Raw genomic sequence first — 16,060 nt, forward strand, 5'->3', positions numbered from 1 at the left:
GATGTTTTTCCGGAATTCGGGCGGGCGCACGAGCGATGGCGGGTCAGATCCGGGCCAGGATCTGGCGCACCGGATGCCCGAGGACCCGGCCCACGGCGGTCAGTTCCTCGGGGGTGAGCAAGAAGCGCTGTGGGTTCCAGGCGGCGATCTCGAAGCGGGCGAAGCCGCACGGCCAGTCGTAGTCCAACCGGTCCAAGGAGGTGTCGGTGGTGCAGCAGGGAGTGGTGATGTCGAGGGTGGGCAGGCCGTCACCCTGCTCGGCGTACGTCTCCAGCAGGTCCCGGTACCAGTCGGGGTCGATGGGGCCGCCGCACCGCGGGCAGCCGATGCCCACCAGGTTCGAGCCGCAGTCGACGGCGGTGATCGCCTCATGCCAGTCGACGTCCAGTTCGACGGCGTCGGGGTCGGCGTGCGGGTCGTCGGGGGCGCCCGAGACCAGATCCAGGACCAGGGCGGCGGCGCGCTGCCCCGGTTCGGTTGCCGGCTGCCAGTGCGGGTCGGTCGGTATCACCGGCAGGACGCTCTCGCTCATCGCCCTGCTGCTCGCCCTTCTGTCACGTCACGCTCTCCTGCCACCTCACGGCCTTCTGCCGCGGCTCGCCCATCTTCTCCGTCCGGCCCGGCTCCTCCCGCTCTTCCGGCTCCCGCGTCTCTCATTCCGTCACCTGGACCGTGTACCGGTTGGTCGCCACGCCTGCCGCGGTGACCACCTGCACCTCCACCGCGCCGGGCTCGACCTCGGCCGGGACGGGAACGGTCAGGACGGTGTCGGTGGGGTTGCGGAAGCCTCCGGTGACGGGGACCAGGGGTACGTGGACATCGACGGTGCCGATGCGGACCACCATGCGGGCGAGCCGGTCGGCGGTGCGGGCGCCGGGCGGGACGAAGCCGGCGCCGCGGATCTCGATGTCGTCGCCGGTGCGGATCGGCCCGTCCAGGTCGCCGGGTTCACGGGCGCGGACCACGGAGAGGACGACCGGGCGGCCGCCCTCGGCGTACTTGCCGGCCAGGTAGGTGGCGGCCGAGATCAGCACGATCACGCCCAGTCCCCAGGGCAGGTCGGGCAGTTGGCCGGGGCGGCGGGCGAGCCGGACGGCGGCGAACACCAGGGCGACGGCGCTGACGGCGACGTACTGGATGTCGGTGAAGGTGCCCCGGCCGGAGTCGTCGGTGAGCAGGTCGGCGGCGCGCGGCCGGTGGGCCGGCACCTTCTGCAGCCGCTGGGCGAGGATGCGCAGGCCCACCACCCGGCGGACCAGGACGGCGATGCCGCACACCACGGCGAGGACGGTCACCACGCCCGTGCCACGCGCGAGGTCGAGTCCCGAGATCAGCGCGTCCCGTTCGGCGTGGTCGGAGGCGGCGGCCAGGCGGGTGGCCAGCAGCAGGACGGCGTAGCCGACGAACAGCACCCAGCCGGCGGCCACGGTGCGGGAGGTGGACATCCGGTTGTCCTCACCGATCACCGGGGCGAGTGCCCCGCCGCGGGCCCGGTGCAGCCGGCCGGCGGCGGTCAGGGCGCCCGCGACGACGAGCGCGGCGATCAGGGCCGCGGTGCGGGCGACGGTCCAGCCCGCACCGATCGCGGTGAGCGCCTCGCCGAGCAGCAGGACGACGACCGCGCCCCACACCACGGCCACCGTGCGCGGCCACAGCCCGGCGAGCCATGCCTCGCCCTCGGCCCGGCCGCGCTCGGCGACGGCCTCCGCCCGCTGGGTCAGCTCCTCGGAGATCCACTGGCGGGACGCCGAGGCCGAATGCGCCACGGCCGTCGGCAGCCCCTGTCCGGCCGCGAACTCGTCGCGCCGGCGCAGGAATGCGGCGGCGGCCCGCCGGTGCCCCTCGCGGGCGCCGTGCGGACAGTCCCCGCAGGTGCAGCCGCCCTCGTGGGTCCCGTCGGCACCCGTGTCCCCTCTCGCCTCCTGCACCGCCACGCCGGACGCCCGCCTTCCCCACGACCTTCTGACACGGCCGGCGACCCCTCGGTGGACCGTTCCGTTGCCGCGCAACTCCCCTGTGCCGTCAGCGAATTGTGCCCTACGGCAGGCCGTCCGGGCTCGTCGGGCCGGGTCACGGCGGGTGAAGCGGGGGCCGGCGTGTTGACCCGGCTGGGAGAATTCCCGTATGGCCGAGATCATCGCGCGGGACGGGACCTGGGCCTTCGACGGCAGCACGATCCGGATCACTCCGGGACTGCACCGCTGCGTACCGCTGTTCCGGCAGACGTACGGGGAGATCTCCGTGCCCCTGGAGGCGGTGGCGGACGTCGGCTACGAACCCGAGCGCAAGCGTGGCCGGCTGCGGATGCGGCTGCGCGAGGGCGCCGACCCCCTGCTCCAGGCGACGGGCGGCCGGCTGCCGGACCCGGCGGACCCCTACCGGCTGACGGTGGACGCGGACCGCTCGGGGGCCGCGGAGTACGTGGCGCGGGAGATCCGGCAGGCGCTGCTGCTCGACCGGATCCCCAAGGAGCCCACGACGGGTTATCTGCTGCCGGGGCCGCCGGTGCCGGTGTCGGTGCGGTCCTCCGACGGCACGGTGTCCTTCGACGGCGGCCAGGTGCGCATCGACTGGTCCGACACCTCCGACCGGGTCAAGCGCGCGACCGGCCCGCGGATCATCGGCCTGGGCGATCTGGTGCAGGTGGAGTGGCTGCCCAATTCCGGGTACGAGGACGGGTTCCTGCGGTTCGTGACCCCGGAGACGGCGTTCTCCAAGCTGCCGCCCGAGCGGGACCCCTACACCCTGGACCTGTGGGGCAGTGTGCGGCGGGATCTGCTGACCGCGCTGGTCGCGGCGGCCGTCACCGCCCGGCTGCCGCATCCCTCCACCCGCGCGGCCGGCACCGGCGACGGCACAAGCGTCGGCGGCCGGCGGGCGGTCGTACCGGCGCGGGCCGACCACCATGACGTACTGCTGCGCCGGCTGCGGGAGTTGGGCGAGCTGCACCGGGACGGGGTGCTCACGGACGAGGAGTTCGCGAGGACGAAGGCGGTGGTGCTCAGGGGGTTCGGCTGAGCAGGTCCGGCTCGCTGCGGCTGATGTCCTGCCACAGCGGCTGGTAGTTGATCCAGGCCACCAGGTCGGTGCCGAGCTGTTCGCGGGTGGCGACGGCCAGTTTGTGGTCGATGAGGACCGGACGGCCCGCCGCCTTCGCCATCAGCTGCACCTGGCAGGACCGCTCCATGGACAGGAACCACCAGGCCGCCGCGTCCACCGAGTCGCCGACGGTGAGCAGCCCGTGATTGCGCAGCACGAGCGCCTTGCGGGAGCCGAGGGCGGTGGCGATACGGCGGCCTTCCTCGGCGTCGACGGTGACGCCGCTGTAGGAGTCGTAGAGCGCCACGTCCTCGTAGAAGGCGCAGCTCTCCTGGGTGATCGGGTCGATCAGCTCACCGAGGGCGGCCAGGGCGCGGCCGTGCACGGAGTGGCAGTGGGCGACGGCGACGACGTCGGGGCGGGCGGCGTGCACCTGGACGTGGACGGTGAAAGCGGCCTGGTTGACGTGATAGCGGCCCTCGACGACCTGACCGTCCTGGTTGGCGAGGACGAGGTCGCCGACGGTGACGTGCTTGAACGGCATGCCGAAGGGGTTGACCCAGAAGCAGTCGGTGAACTCCGGGTCGCGTGCGGTGATGTGCCCGGAGACCCCGTCCTCCAGCCCGGCCCGTCCGAAGATCCGCAGGGCTCCGGCGAGCCGCTCCTTGCGGTGCCGCCGCTCGTCCTCGACGGAGTCGTGCATCGGCGGCATGGCGAACTGCAGCTGGTCGGTGGGCAGCGGCAGGGGCGGGGTCGGCCCATGCATAGGTCCTCCAGCGCTGGAATTGCGGTACGGGCCGGAAGTTACCGTCGGTCAGCGCAAAAGGGCAGAGGTGTTTTGTAAAGATGACGTACGCAGCGAATGCACGACAGGGATTGTCCAAGGCCGGTAACGCGAAAGAGGCGGAACCGCCGTAGCCGTTCCACCTCTTCCGTACCGAGCTGACGGAGGTCGTGCGGACCTACGTCGAGGACGACCGGTATCGGGTCGTCCAGGTCCGGATGCCCGGTGCGCCCCTGCGCACGATCAAGCGCACGCAGGAGCCCGTGAGGGTCACTCCCACTCGATCGTGCCCGGCGGCTTGCTGGTCACGTCGAGGACGACGCGGTTGACGTCCCGGACCTCGTTGGTGATGCGGGTCGAGATGCGGGCGAGGACGTCGTACGGCAGCCGGGACCAGTCGGCGGTCATGGCGTCCTCGGAGGACACCGGGCGCAGCACGATCGGGTGGCCGTAGGTGCGGCCGTCGCCCTGGACGCCCACGCTGCGGACGTCGGCGAGCAGGACCACCGGGCACTGCCAGATGTCCCGGTCGAGGCCGGCCGCGGTCAGCTCCTCGCGGGCGATGGCGTCGGCGTCGCGCAGGAGGTCCAGGCGGTCCTTCGTCACCTCGCCCACGATGCGGATGCCGAGCCCCGGGCCCGGGAACGGCTGGCGCTGGACGATCTCCTCCGGCAGGCCCAGCTCCTGGCCGACCATCCGGACCTCGTCCTTGAACAGCTTGCGCAGCGGCTCGATCAGCTGGAACTCAAGGTCCTCGGGGAGGCCGCCGACGTTGTGGTGCGACTTGATGTTGGCGGTGCCGGTGCCGCCGCCGGACTCGACCACGTCGGGGTAGAGCGTGCCCTGGACGAGGAACTCGACCGCCGGACCCTCGTCGGCGATGATCTCGGCCTGCGCCTGCTCGAAGACGCGGATGAACTCACGGCCGATGATCTTGCGCTTCTCCTCGGGCTCCGAGACGCCCTTCAGCGCGGTGAGGAAGCGCTCCTCGGCGTCGACGACGACCAGCTTGACGCCGGTCGCGGCCACGAAGTCCTTCTCGACCTGCTCGGTCTCGCCCTTGCGCATCAGACCGTGGTCGACGTACACGCAGGTCAGCTGGTCACCGATGGCCCGTGCCACGAGGGCGGCGGCGACGGCGGAGTCCACGCCGCCGGACAGGCCGCAGATCGCGCGCTTGTCGCCGACCCGCTCGCGGATCGCGGCGACCTGCTCCTCGATCACGTTGCCGGTCGTCCAGGACGGGGTGAGGCCCGCGCCGCGGTACAGGAAGTGCTCCAGCACCTGCTGGCCGTGCGTGGAGTGCATGACCTCGGGGTGGTACTGGACGCCGTAGAGCTTCTTGTCGTCGTTCTCGAACGCGGCGACCGGGACGACGTCCGTGGACGCGGTCACGGTGAAGCCCTCGGGGGCGGCGGAGCAGGCGTCGCCGTGCGACATCCACACGTGCTGCTCGGCCGGGGTGCCCTCGAAGAGGGTGGAGGAGTTCTTGGAGACGTGCAGGTCGGTACGGCCGTACTCGCGGGCGCCGGTGTTGTCGACGGTGCCGCCGAGGACCTGCGCCATCAGCTGGAAGCCGTAGCACATGCCGAAGACGGGGACGCCGGCCTCGAAGAGCTCGCGGCCGAGGCGGGGGGCGCCCTCCTCGTACACCGAGGAGGGGCCGCCGGAGAGGATGATCGCCGCGGGGTTCTTGGCGAGCATCTCCTGGACCGGCATGGTACTCGGCACGATCTCGCTGTAGACCCGCGCCTCGCGGACGCGACGGGCGATGAGCTGGGCGTACTGCGCGCCGAAGTCGACGACCAGGACGGTGTCGGGGGCGGTGGCAGCGGGGTTCGCTGATGACACGGGGTGCCTTCTGGTGGTCGGGCGGGGGTCTGTGCTCCCGATTCTAACGGGGCGGCCGGGAGCCCTCTCCAGGAGACGACGTGGCATACTGCACGCATGCTCACGCACTCGACCTTCCTCTTTACCTATGGCATCCGGCCCGCCGGCTGCCATGGTCGTGCTGCTTGAGCGAACGCCAAGCGACTTCCCAGGCGCCCCGGGCCGACAAGGCCCGGGGCGTCTGTCGTTCTCCGGGTCCTGTCGTTCCGGGGCACCCGCCTCCCCCCGATGCCAGCGACACCTCCCGAGGAGCCCCGACATGACCGCCACCGGCACCGAGACGACCGCCCCCGAGCAGACCACCCCTGAGCAGACCATCGCCGACGCCCGCGAGCGCATCGACGTGCTCGACGACCGGATCATCGGCCTCATCCAGGAGCGCATGGCCGTCTCAGCCGTCGTGCAGCAGACCCGGATCGCCTCCGGCGGGCGGCGGGTGCACCTGTCCCGCGAGATGGAGATCCTCGGCCGCTACCGCGAGGCCCTCGGCAAGCCCGGCACCTCCCTCGCGATGACGCTGCTGGAACTGTCCCGGGGTCGCATCTGAGTTCGATCACCGTCTCACCCGTACGGCGCGTGACCGGCCCGCGCACCCCTTCGTTGAGCGGGATGTCCGTGCCAGCCAGGGGCGGGCCCGACAGAAACCACGCGTGGCTCGCTGGAGCGATGAGGCGTACGGGTCGTGCCGTACGCCGTGGGACCTCGCTCCGGGGAAGTGACCGGACGGCAGGGGACAGCAGCCCGGTCACCCAAGAGAACGACAGGCTCCGGGGACGCCCGGAGCCTGTCGGCGGAAAACTGCACATGTGCACCAGTGCCGGGTCCAACGACTGCGGATGCCTTGCCCGTCCAGCACGATGCGTAGAAGCCCCACGTCCCCACGCAGGCGACGGCACTGCCGCACCGTCCGGCCATCCAAAGACATCCAAAGACATCCAAGACTCGGAAGGGCCCCGCGGCCTCAGCCCCCGCCGCGGGGCCCTTCGCGCTGCCCGCACGAATCCGCACGCCCGAGCCGTCGGCGACCGCGACGGCATCCGAATGGGACGCGTTCCGAAAAGTGATCCACATCACATAGGTAAAGCGCAGGGCAAGTACAACCCTTCACACCGGCCACAGGTCTCCCTTACGCAAACCGAACGGCCACGCCCGCGCCCCACACGCGGAGGCCTCCATCTCGTGCTGCCGCACCGCAGCATGCTTGTCCTACAGAGGTCTTCATGAAGCTTCGCCGCGCCATGGTCACCGCGGCCGCGACGGCGGTCATAGCCCCGATCGCCCTGCTCTCCGCCCCCGCCGCGTTCGCGGACGAGTCCTCCCCCACCTCGTCCGTGAGCAGCTCGCCCAGCGACTCGTCCTCCCCCACGGCCGACGACAGCAGCTCGCCCACCGACTCGGTCTCTCCCTCGGACTCCGCCTCCGAGTCCTCCTCGGCCACCCCGAGCGACAGTGCGAGCACGTCCGCCTCCGCCACCCCGAGCGACAGCGCGAGCACGTCCGCGTCGGCCTCGCCGACCCAGAGCGCCGCGCCCACCGCCGAGCCCAGCGACTGCCCGGTCGACGGCAACATGGTCGACCCCGACTCGCAGCTGAGCATCGACATCTCCGGCCTGCCCGGCAAGATCGTCGCGGGCAGCGGCTGGCACAACTTCACGATGACGGCCGCCAACCACAGCGACCAGTCGCTCGGCACCGTGCAGTGGCTCGCGACCGTCGACAACGACACGGCGAGCGACAACGAGAAGGACTGGCTGAGCACCTACGCCAAGCTGGAGTACTTCAACCCCAAGACCAAGGCCTGGGAGTCCATGGCCGACGAGATCGGCAACGGCCTCTACTTCGGCACGACGCCGCTCGGTCTCAAGCAGACGGTCGGCATCAAGCTGCGGGTCGACATCACCGCGCAGGCCCCGGCCGGCGACGGCTTCAGCATGGGCTTCGGCGGTTACGTCGACCAGCAGAAGAACTGCGTGCACAGCGCGTTCGGCTTCTACGACTTCACCGTGCTCAAGCCCGGCAGCAGCAACCCGAACCCGGGCCAGGCCAAGCCCGGCAAGGGCACGAAGCCGGCCGGCGGCAAGGAGCCGCAGGGCGGTGCCACCGAGATCGAGCCCACCGGCACCCTCGCGCACACCGGTTCCAGCTCCATGCTGCCGACCATCGGTCTCGTCGGCGGTGTCGCCGTCGTCGTCGGCGCCGGAGCGGTGTTCGCCGTGCGCCGCCGCAAGGGCGCCGGTTCGGACGCCGCCGCGTAAGCGCGTCACGCACACCGGGCGGGAACGGCGGCCGTCGTTCCCGCCCCGCCGAAGGGGCCTGCGCCAGGAGGGGGGCGCAGGCCCCTTCGGCATGCGCCGGGTCACTGCTTCTTCGGCACCGCCGGAATCCCCAGGAACGGCAGGCGCAGGGCGCCGAACGCCTCCTCCGGGACCGCCGGGGAGTTGGGCCGCACCGGCTTCAGCCGCTCGTACGCCGCTCCCGGCGCCGGACGCGGATCCTCCTCGCCCTTGTTGGGCCAGAACGACATCGCGCGCTCGGCCTGCGCGGTGATCGTCAGCGAGGGGTTCACGCCCAGGTTCGCCGAGACCGCGGCGCCGTCCACGACCGAGATGCCGGGGTGGCCGTAGAGGCGGTGGTACGGGTCGATCACGCCGGTCTCCGCCGAGTCGCCGATGGGGCAGCCGCCGAGGAAGTGCGCGGTCAGCGGGGTGCCCATCAGCTCGCCGACGTTGCTGCCCGCGAAACCGTTGATCTCGGCGGCGAGCGCGCTCGCGGCCTGAGTCGCGGCCTTGATCTGCTTGGGGTTGGGGGCGCCGTGGCCCTGGCGGGCGGTCAGCAGGCCCTTGCCGACGCCGTCCGGTTTCAGATACGTCGTCAGCGAGTTGTCCAGCGACTGCATGACCAGGCCGATGATGGTCCGCTCCGACCAGCGGCGGTTGGACAGGGAGCGGGCGACCAGGAGCGGGTGCCGGGCCGCGTTCGCCAGCCAGGCCAGCGCGCGTGAGGAGCCCTCGGCGTACGGCACCTGGAGGATCGACAGGCCGCCCATCGCGTTGGAGCCCTTGCCGTAGCGGACCGGCTCGATGTGGGTGTTCTCGTCCGGGTGGATCGAGGACGTGATGGCGACACCCTGGGTGAAGTCGGCCTTCACCGTGCCGTGCGCCCTGCGGTAGCGGCGGTCGTCGGTCTGCGCGCCCACCAGCGCCTCGGAGTTGGTACGGGTCAGCTCGCCCAGCCGCTTCGACAGATACGGCAGCTGGCCGCCCGTCTTCATGCGGTGCAGCAGGGTCTGGGTGCCGTAGGTGCCGGCCGCGAGGACGACCTTCCGGGCGGTGAAGAGACGGCCCTCGCCCTTCTTCTTCCGGTCCGTCGGCAGGGTCGCCACCGCGTAGCCGCCGCGCGAGTCGTCCGTGACGGACACGACCGTCGTCAGCGGGTGGACCACCGCGCCCGCCTGCTGGGCGAGGTGGAGGTAGTTCTCGTTGAGGGTGTTCTTCGCGCCGTGCCGGCAGCCGGTCATGCACTCACCGCACTCGGTGCACGCCCTGCGCTCCGGGCCCGCCCCGCCGAAGTACGGGTCCGCCACCGGCTCCCCCGGGCCCGCCTTCGCCGTGCCGTCGGCGTCCTTGCCGTCGCCGAAGAACACGCCGACCGGGGCCAGGTGGAAGGTGTCGCCGACGCCCATCCGCTGGGCCGCCGCCTTCAGGTGCACGTCGGACGGCGTCATGGTCGGGTTCAGCCGGACACCGAGCATGCGCTGGGCCTGGTCGTAGTACGGCTTCAGCTCCTCCTGCCAGTCGGTGATGTCCTTCCACTGCGGATCCTCGAAGAAGGCCTTCGGCGGTACGTAGAGGGTGTTGGCGTAGTTCAGCGAGCCGCCGCCCACGCCCGCGCCGGCCAGCACCATCACGTTGCCCAGCAGATGGATCCGCTGGATGCCGTACAGGCCGAGTTTCGGGGCCCAGAGGTAGTTCTTGAGGTCCCAGGAGTTCTTGGGGAGGGTTTCGCGGGTGAAACGGCGGCCGGCTTCCAGGACACCTACGCGGTAGCCCTTTTCCGTGAGGCGAAGGGCGGTGACGGAACCGCCGAAGCCGGAGCCGACGACGATCACGTCGTAGTCATAGGTGTCCTGTGACACGTGCTCTCCTCGTTGAGAACGGGTGTTCCTGACAGGTGTTCCTACTTGAAGCGGAACGCCTTCATCAGCTTCAGGCTCCGGCTCATGAACGCCGCGTACTTCGCGTCGTCCATCCCCAGCGACGGCGCCATCGGCAGCAGTCGCTGCTGGGCCACGGTCTGGGCCTCGGTGTACTTGAGGATGCCCTCGGAGCCGTGCCGGCGGCCGAGACCGGAGTCCTTCATGCCGCCCATCGGGGACTGGACGCTGCCGTAGGCGGGCGCGTAGCCCTCGTTGACGTTGACCGTGCCGGTGCGCAGCCGGGCGGCGACCTCGCGGCCGCGCCGGGCGCTGGTCGTCCAGACCGACGCATTGAGGCCGTACGGTGTGGCGTTGGCGCGCTCGACGGCCTCATCGTCGGAGGAGAAGCGGTAGATGGAGACGACCGGGCCGAAGGTCTCCTCCTCGCAGACGGACATGGAGTCCTCGACGCCGTCGAGGATGGTGGGCTCGAAGAAGTACGGGCCGATGTCCGGCCGGGCCACCCCGCCCGCGACGAGCCTCGCGCCCTTCGCCACGGCCTCCTCCACATGCCGCTCCACGGTCTTCAGCTGCCGCTCGCCCACCAGCGAACCCATGTCGGCGCCGTAGGCGAGGGAGTTGCCGAGCCGCATGGCCTTGGTGCGGGCGGCGAAGCGCTCCAGGAAGGCGTCGGCGACCGACTCGTGGACGTAGAGCCGCTCGATGGAGATGCAGAGCTGTCCGGCGGAGGAGAAGCAGGCGCGTACGGCACCGGCGGCGGCCTTCTCGATGTCGGCGTCGTCCAGTACCAGCATGGCGTTCTTGCCGCCGAGTTCGAGGGAGACGCCGACCAGGCGGGCCGCCGCGCCCTGCGCGACCTCGCGCCCCGTGCGGGTGGAGCCCGTGAAGGAGACGTAGTCGGCGTGCTTGACGACCTCGGGGCCGACGACCGGGCCCTCGCCGAGCACGACCTGGAAGACGCCCTCGGGCAGGCCCGCCTCGATCAGCAGGTCACGCGCCCACAGCGCGGTCAGGCAGGTCTCCGTGTCCGGCTTCATCACCACCGCGTTGCCGGCCGCGAAGGCGGGCAGCGCGTCGCCGACGGACAGTTCCAGGGGGTAGTTCCAGGGGGCGATCTGGCCCACGACCCCGCGCGGGTGGCGCAGTTCGGTGACCTTCGTGAGGGTGGGGACGGCGCCGGTGTGCCGCTTCGGCTTCAGGTACGAGGGCGCTGTGCGGCCGTAGTGGCGGGCCGCGACGGCAACGGCCTGCACCTCCTCGTGCGCGTGCAGCCGGGCCTTGCCGGTCTCCAGCTGGATGAGGTCGAGGACCTCGGCCTGCCGCTGGAGCACCAGGTCGTGGAAGCGCAGCAGGACGGCGGCGCGCTGCCGCACCGGGGTCCTCTCCCACACGGCCTGCGCGGCGCGGGCGGCTTCGAACGCCTGCCGCACGTCCTCGGGGGTGGACTCGGGCAGGTCGGCCAGCTTCTCGCCGGTGAACGGGGTGTGGTTGGCGGTCCGGCCGGAACCGGCCACGCCCTTGGTGAGCCGGGCCACCAGTTCCGGGGTGACCACGTCGGCGGCGGTGCGGGCGCCCTCGGGGGCGGGCGCGAGGGGGTTGGTACCGGCGATGTCCGAGGCCTGCGTGTCCGTCATGAGGCGCAGGGTATGCCGGAGCGAACGCTTTGTGTACCCGTCGGTAACGGGGATTCACGGACTGCTCACACACTGCCAGTGATCACTGGCAGTGAATGTGCTGATCAGGGCGTTGACAGCCATCCGGCATCCGGCCGAACAGAACGATCATTCGAGTCCGGCTTTTTTCGCCAGGAGCAGGCCGAGCGCCGTGCGGGGGGTGCGGCGGCGGGGGTCGGGGGCGGGTACGACCTCCGGAGCGGGGGCCGGCCGCGCGGGTTCCGGCACTGGCGCCGGCGCGGGTTCCGGTACGTCGGGGAGCCCGAGGTGGTCCCGGAGTGCCGCCGCGACCTCGGCCGCGCCGGGGCGGGCCGCCGGCTCGTCGGCCTGCAGCCGGTCCAGCAGCGGGCCGAGCGTGCCCAGCCGTACCGGGTCCGGGTCCCCCACCGCGGCCCGCAGCAGCGCGCCCAGGGACCACAGGTCGGAGGCCGGTCCGGCGCCGGGGCCCGCGGTGCGCTCGGGGGCGACGAATCCGGCGGGCGCGTCCGCCGGATGGCCGTCGCCGGTCCCGAAGTCGGTGACGACCACCCGTCCCGTACCGGACTCCAGCAGCACGTTGGCCGGCTTGACGTTCCGGTGCACGATGCCGACGGCGTGCGCGGCACGCAGGGCACCGAGGACGGCGAGCCCGATCCGGGCGGCCTCGGCGGGCGGCAGCGGCCCGCGCAGCAGCACCTCGCGCAGCGACTCGCCCTCCACCAACTCCATGACGATCCAGGGGACTTGACCCTCGGTGACGACGTCCAGCACGGTGACGGCAGACGGGTGACGCACCCGGGAGGCAGCCCTGGCCTCCGTGTACAGCCGGTGTGCGACACGGCGGCTGTCCTCGTCGTCGGCCGGATCGCCGGGCAGCAGCGGCTCCTTGAGGGCGACCTCGCCGCGCCCTTGCTCGTCCCGGGCCCGCCACACCGTTCCGGTCGGCCCGGACCCGAGGCGCCCGGCGAGCCGGTAGCGGCCACCGATCAGACGTACGCCGGGCGGGTGTTCGCCGTCTCCAGTCATGTCACATGAGTACCGTGCGCACCACGCCGTTGTCGAAGCGGGCGGTCATCCTCCCTTTCGGAGGGGGCACTTCAGAGCTTCGTGATGTCCAGGCCGGCGATCGCCGCCTTGGCCACCGCCCGGCCGCGTGCCGTGAAGTCCCCCTTGCCCGGGTAGCCGACGGTGAGGGTGTACAGATCTCCGGTGCCGGTGCGGTAGTAGAAGATCTGGAGTTCGCGCGGGCGCGGGTTCTGGCTGTCGGTGGTGGTGTAGCCGACGGTGTTCCGCGCGGCCTGCCTGCCGTGGTACGTGGCCGTGTCGTCCGGGTGGGTGCGCGCGCCCGCGGGCATGGCGAGGGTGTACTCGCCCTGGCCCCGGAACTTGTCGTCGTCGGCGTACATCTGCGACCGCGCGCTGTTCTTGATCTCGTGCAGCGCGTCGTCCGCCTTCCGGGACAGGTGCAGGGTGACCCAGACGCCGCCGCTCCAGTCGGTGTACGTCACCCAGTACTTGTCGGTGTCGTTCTTGGCGGGCCGGGTGACCTGGTAGCCGGCCGGGACGGCGAGCGTGGCGCCCAGCCCGGTCTCCGGCCGCTCGGTCCAGCCGTCGGGCAGCCGGCCCGCGGGGGGATCGGCGAGGACGAGGTACGCCGTCACCGCCACCACCGCCGCGACCAGCGCCGCGCCGGCGCCCAGCCAGGCCGTACGGCGACGCGGACGCCGGGGACGGTCGGCGGGCAGCGGGTTCCGCTCGGTGCGGGTCGGCGCCGGGGGAACGGGCGGCCGTACCGCCTCCTGAAGCAGGGCGCGGACCCGTTCCGCCGGCAGCCGCCGCGCGGGATCCTTGTGCAGCAGCCCGTCGATGACCTGGGCCAGCGGGCCGGTGGCGGACGCGGGCGCGGCCGGGGTGGAGTTGAGGACGGACTGGAGGGTGGCCGGGGTGTTGCTGCGGCGGAACGGCGAGACGCCCTCGGTGGCCGTGTAGAGCAGCACGCCCAGCGACCACAGGTCGCTCGCCGGGCCGGGCCGCTGCCCCAGCACCCGCTCCGGCGCGATGTACTCGGGCGAGCCGACGAAGCCGCCGGTGTCCGTCAGCCGGGTGTCGCCCTCGATCCAGGCGATGCCGAAGTCGGTGAGGACCACCCGGTCGTACCGGCCGAGCAGGACGTTGTCCGGTTTCACGTCCCGGTGCAGCACGCCCGCCGCGTGCGCCGCCTCCAGCGCGCCCAGCACCTCCAGGCCGATCCGGGCCGCCTCGCGCGCGTCCAGCGTGCCCTCGCGCAGCACGTCACCGAGGGTGCGGCCGTGGACCAGCTCCATCACGATCCAGGGCCGGCCGTCGACCACCGCCACATCGTGGACGCCGACCACCGCCGGGTGGTCCAGCCGGGCCGCCGCGCGGGCCTCGCGGCGCATGCGTTCGTAGGCGTTCTCGCGTTCCCGTTCGGGAAGATTCTCCGGGACGCGCGGCTCCTTGACGGCGACCTCCCGGTCCACCGTCTCGTCCTGGGCCCGCCACACCGTGCCCATCCCGCCGTGGCCCAGCTTGCCGAGCAGCCGGTAGCGGCCGGCGATCAGCCGTCCGGTGCCCTCCGGGTGCACGTGCGGTTGCTGTGGTTGCGATGGTCGCGGTGGTTGCGGTGGTTGCAGAACAAAACTCGTCGTGTCGTCGGCCGTGCGGCCGGTGACTCCCCCGTCGCTGCTCATGGTTCATCCATATCGCGCCATGAGCGCCCGATCCACAGGGATCGGGAACCGGTCACGAAGCCGTGACCGAGAAGGTGTCGAGGGCCACGTCGAAGTACTCCCGGGCCTCCCGCACCTTCCCGACCGGCGCCGACACCCACACGTCGTACAGCCGCCCGGAATCCTCCCAGCACAGGTCGTAGGTGTGCCGGGGGCCCTCCGCCGTGCTGAAGCCGTCCCAGGTGAACTCCCAGAGCGCGGCGGGGTGTCCGGCGTGCGTGGTGCGGGTGACCCGGCCGTCGTGGTAGCCGGGGTTGGTGTCCGGGCCCTCGGCCGCGGACCGCTCCAGCACGCCCTGCGGGCCGCCGGGTCGGGACTCGGCGACCTTGATGCCGAGGCGGAAGGTCTCCCCGGGCGAGAGATAGAAGACGCGTTCGCCCTGCGGGCTGCGGGTGAAGTCCTCCGGTACGGCGAGGGAGAAGCCGGCCGGGTCCTGAGCGGTGCGGTAACCGGAGGGCGCCGTATGGGAGTTGGTGACCTTCGACGGTGTCGAGGGGGCCGGGGAGGGCGAGGGGGAAGTTGGGCTCGTGCCGGTGCCGGTGGTTCCGGTGCCGGTGCTTCCGGTGCCGGTCGCCGGGGATGTCGCCGTACCGCCCGGACTGCCGCCGCCCCCGTCGCCGTTCCCGTGCAGCAGCAGGGCCGCCGAGACACCGGCCCCGGCCAGCGCGGCGACGAGCACCGCCGCGATCAGCACCCCGCGCCTGGCGGTCCGGGACTCAGGGGCGGCCGACGGCTCGGATCCGGCGGGTGGGAGCGGTGGGCCGTGCGGAAGGTCCGGCTGGGTCGGCGAGTAGGGCGCCGCCGCCCCGGCCGTACGACTGCCGGGCCGGCATCCCGTACGGCTCCCGGTGGTCCGGCCTCCCGTCCCCGGCCTCGGCGTTCGGCCCCCGCCGATCCGGTGGTGCCCGCGCCCGCCGCCCGCCGTACCGGCCGTTCCCGGCGCCTCCGGTGTCCGTCCCGTCTCCAGGTAGGCCCGCAGCATCCGCTCGGCGTCGGCCGCGCCGAGCCGCCGGTCGGGGTCGCGTTCCAGCAGCCCCCGTACGACGGGGAGCAGCGGCTCGGCCTCGACGGGTGGCCGGATCTCGGCGGCGACGACGGCGTGCAGGATGCCGCCGATCGAGTCGCGCCGGAACGGCGACTCGCCGCTGAGGACCGTGCACAGCAGCGCGCCCAGCGACCACAGGTCGGACTCCGGCCCGGTACGCACCCCCGACATCCGCTCCGGCGCGGTGTACTCGGGCGAGCCGACGAAGGAACCCGTCTCGGTGAGCGTGGTGGCGCCCGCGACCTGCGCGATGCCGAAGTCGGTGAGCACGACCCGGCCGGTGCCGGCCTCGATCAGCACGTTCGCGGGCTTGATGTCCCGGTGCAGCACCCCCGCCTCGTGCGCCGTGTGCACGGCGCTGAGCAGGGCGATGCCGATGCGTGCGGCCTCGGCGGCGTCGGCCGGGCCGTCCCGGGCGATCCGGTCGGCGAGCGAACCGCCCTCGACCAACTCCATGACCAGGTACGGCCGTTCCTCGTGCTCCACCACGTCGTGCACGACGATGATGTGCGGATGCCGCAGCTGGGCGACCGCCCGCGCCTCACGCAGGGTACGGTCCCGGCGGCGCCGGGCGTCGTCGTCCGGGAGCGAGTCGTCCGGGAGGAGTTCCTTGACCGCGACCAGGCGGCCCAGCAACTGGTCGCTCGCCCGCCACACGACGCCCATGCCGCCGCGCCCGATGCGTGCCTCCAGGCGGTAACGGCCCGCGATCACCCGGAAGTCGGCGCCCTCGGTCCCCATGCG

The 16,060-nt window shown here is 72.2% G+C and carries 12 protein-coding genes and 1 pseudogene; 4 read left to right on the top strand and 9 right to left on the bottom strand.

The annotated features are described in order from the left end of the window. Positions 1–43 precede the first annotated feature (43 nt). Both O1G22_RS16590 and O1G22_RS16595 read right to left on the bottom strand, forming a co-directional pair. Positions 44–532, bottom strand: coding sequence for a hypothetical protein (locus O1G22_RS16590; protein ID WP_270082080.1), 489 nt, complete (start codon positions 530–532; stop codon positions 44–46). Between the two features lie 121 nt (positions 533–653). Beyond that, positions 654–1,934, bottom strand: a complete 1,281-nt coding sequence (locus O1G22_RS16595) for a hypothetical protein (RefSeq protein WP_270082081.1) — start codon at positions 1,932–1,934, stop codon at positions 654–656. Positions 1,935–2,124: 190 nt separating this feature from the next. Between O1G22_RS16595 and O1G22_RS16600 the strand changes: the two genes are divergently transcribed. Further along, positions 2,125–3,018, top strand: a complete 894-nt coding sequence (locus O1G22_RS16600; RefSeq protein WP_270082082.1) for a DUF4429 domain-containing protein — start codon at positions 2,125–2,127, stop codon at positions 3,016–3,018. Here O1G22_RS16600 and O1G22_RS16605 read toward each other — a convergent pair. Beyond that, positions 3,002–3,805: a class II aldolase/adducin family protein gene (locus O1G22_RS16605; RefSeq protein ID WP_225099720.1), complete on the bottom strand. Its 804-nt coding sequence runs from the start codon at positions 3,803–3,805 to the stop codon at positions 3,002–3,004. The two genes, O1G22_RS16600 and O1G22_RS16605, sit on opposite strands and share 17 nt — an antisense overlap. 128 nt (positions 3,806–3,933) lie before the next feature. Between O1G22_RS16605 and O1G22_RS16610 the strand changes: the two are divergent. Then, positions 3,934–4,077, top strand: a pseudogene (locus O1G22_RS16610) (pyridoxamine 5'-phosphate oxidase family protein); the annotation flags it as partial. 16 nt (positions 4,078–4,093) lie between these two features. On the opposite strand, the gene guaA reads toward O1G22_RS16610, so the two are convergent. Then, complete coding sequence (guaA, locus tag O1G22_RS16615) at positions 4,094–5,674, bottom strand: glutamine-hydrolyzing GMP synthase (RefSeq protein ID WP_270082083.1); 1,581 nt, start codon at positions 5,672–5,674, stop codon at positions 4,094–4,096. Positions 5,675–5,972: 298 nt separating this feature from the next. On the opposite strand from guaA, the gene O1G22_RS16620 reads away from it, so the two are divergent. Continuing rightward, complete coding sequence (locus O1G22_RS16620; RefSeq protein ID WP_270082084.1) at positions 5,973–6,260, top strand: chorismate mutase; 288 nt, start codon at positions 5,973–5,975, stop codon at positions 6,258–6,260. A 673-nt stretch (positions 6,261–6,933) separates the two neighbouring features. After that, positions 6,934–7,968 (top strand): LPXTG cell wall anchor domain-containing protein, encoded by a 1,035-nt coding sequence (locus tag O1G22_RS16625; protein WP_270082085.1) that lies wholly within the window; start codon positions 6,934–6,936, stop codon positions 7,966–7,968. A gap of 101 nt (positions 7,969–8,069) precedes the next feature. Here the strand turns inward: O1G22_RS16625 and O1G22_RS16630 are convergent, their stop codons facing one another. From O1G22_RS16630 to O1G22_RS16650, 5 genes are all read right to left on the bottom strand, one after another. Beyond that, positions 8,070–9,848 (bottom strand): GMC family oxidoreductase N-terminal domain-containing protein, encoded by a 1,779-nt coding sequence (locus O1G22_RS16630; RefSeq protein ID WP_270082086.1) that lies wholly within the window; start codon positions 9,846–9,848, stop codon positions 8,070–8,072. A 41-nt stretch (positions 9,849–9,889) separates the two neighbouring features. Next, positions 9,890–11,503, bottom strand: a complete 1,614-nt coding sequence (locus O1G22_RS16635; protein ID WP_270082087.1) for a succinic semialdehyde dehydrogenase — start codon at positions 11,501–11,503, stop codon at positions 9,890–9,892. A gap of 147 nt (positions 11,504–11,650) precedes the next feature. Further along, positions 11,651–12,547: a serine/threonine-protein kinase gene (locus O1G22_RS16640; RefSeq protein WP_270082088.1), complete on the bottom strand. Its 897-nt coding sequence runs from the start codon at positions 12,545–12,547 to the stop codon at positions 11,651–11,653. Between the two features lie 71 nt (positions 12,548–12,618). Next, positions 12,619–14,232, bottom strand: coding sequence for a serine/threonine-protein kinase (locus O1G22_RS16645; RefSeq protein ID WP_270082089.1), 1,614 nt, complete (start codon positions 14,230–14,232; stop codon positions 12,619–12,621). A 52-nt stretch (positions 14,233–14,284) separates the two neighbouring features. Beyond that, positions 14,285–16,057: a serine/threonine-protein kinase gene (locus O1G22_RS16650; RefSeq protein ID WP_270082090.1), complete on the bottom strand. Its 1,773-nt coding sequence runs from the start codon at positions 16,055–16,057 to the stop codon at positions 14,285–14,287. Positions 16,058–16,060 lie beyond the last annotated feature (3 nt).

Source organism: Streptomyces camelliae, from assembly GCF_027625935.1.
Taxonomy (GTDB): domain Bacteria; phylum Actinomycetota; class Actinomycetes; order Streptomycetales; family Streptomycetaceae; genus Streptomyces; species Streptomyces camelliae.

Coding starts and splice junctions, on each gene's coding strand:
- O1G22_RS16635 (WP_270082087.1), bottom strand. CDS start 11,503: ATGACGGACACGCAGGCCTCGGACATCGCCGGTACCAACCCCCTCGCG.
- O1G22_RS16640 (WP_270082088.1), bottom strand. CDS start 12,547: ATGACTGGAGACGGCGAACACCCGCCCGGCGTACGTCTGATCGGTGGC.
- O1G22_RS16590 (WP_270082080.1), bottom strand. CDS start 532: ATGAGCGAGAGCGTCCTGCCGGTGATACCGACCGACCCGCACTGGCAG.
- O1G22_RS16650 (WP_270082090.1), bottom strand. CDS start 16,057: ATGGGGACCGAGGGCGCCGACTTCCGGGTGATCGCGGGCCGTTACCGC.
- O1G22_RS16600 (WP_270082082.1), top strand. CDS start 2,125: ATGGCCGAGATCATCGCGCGGGACGGGACCTGGGCCTTCGACGGCAGC.
- O1G22_RS16605 (WP_225099720.1), bottom strand. CDS start 3,805: ATGCATGGGCCGACCCCGCCCCTGCCGCTGCCCACCGACCAGCTGCAG.
- O1G22_RS16620 (WP_270082084.1), top strand. CDS start 5,973: ATGACCGCCACCGGCACCGAGACGACCGCCCCCGAGCAGACCACCCCT.
- O1G22_RS16645 (WP_270082089.1), bottom strand. CDS start 14,232: ATGAGCAGCGACGGGGGAGTCACCGGCCGCACGGCCGACGACACGACG.
- O1G22_RS16625 (WP_270082085.1), top strand. CDS start 6,934: ATGAAGCTTCGCCGCGCCATGGTCACCGCGGCCGCGACGGCGGTCATA.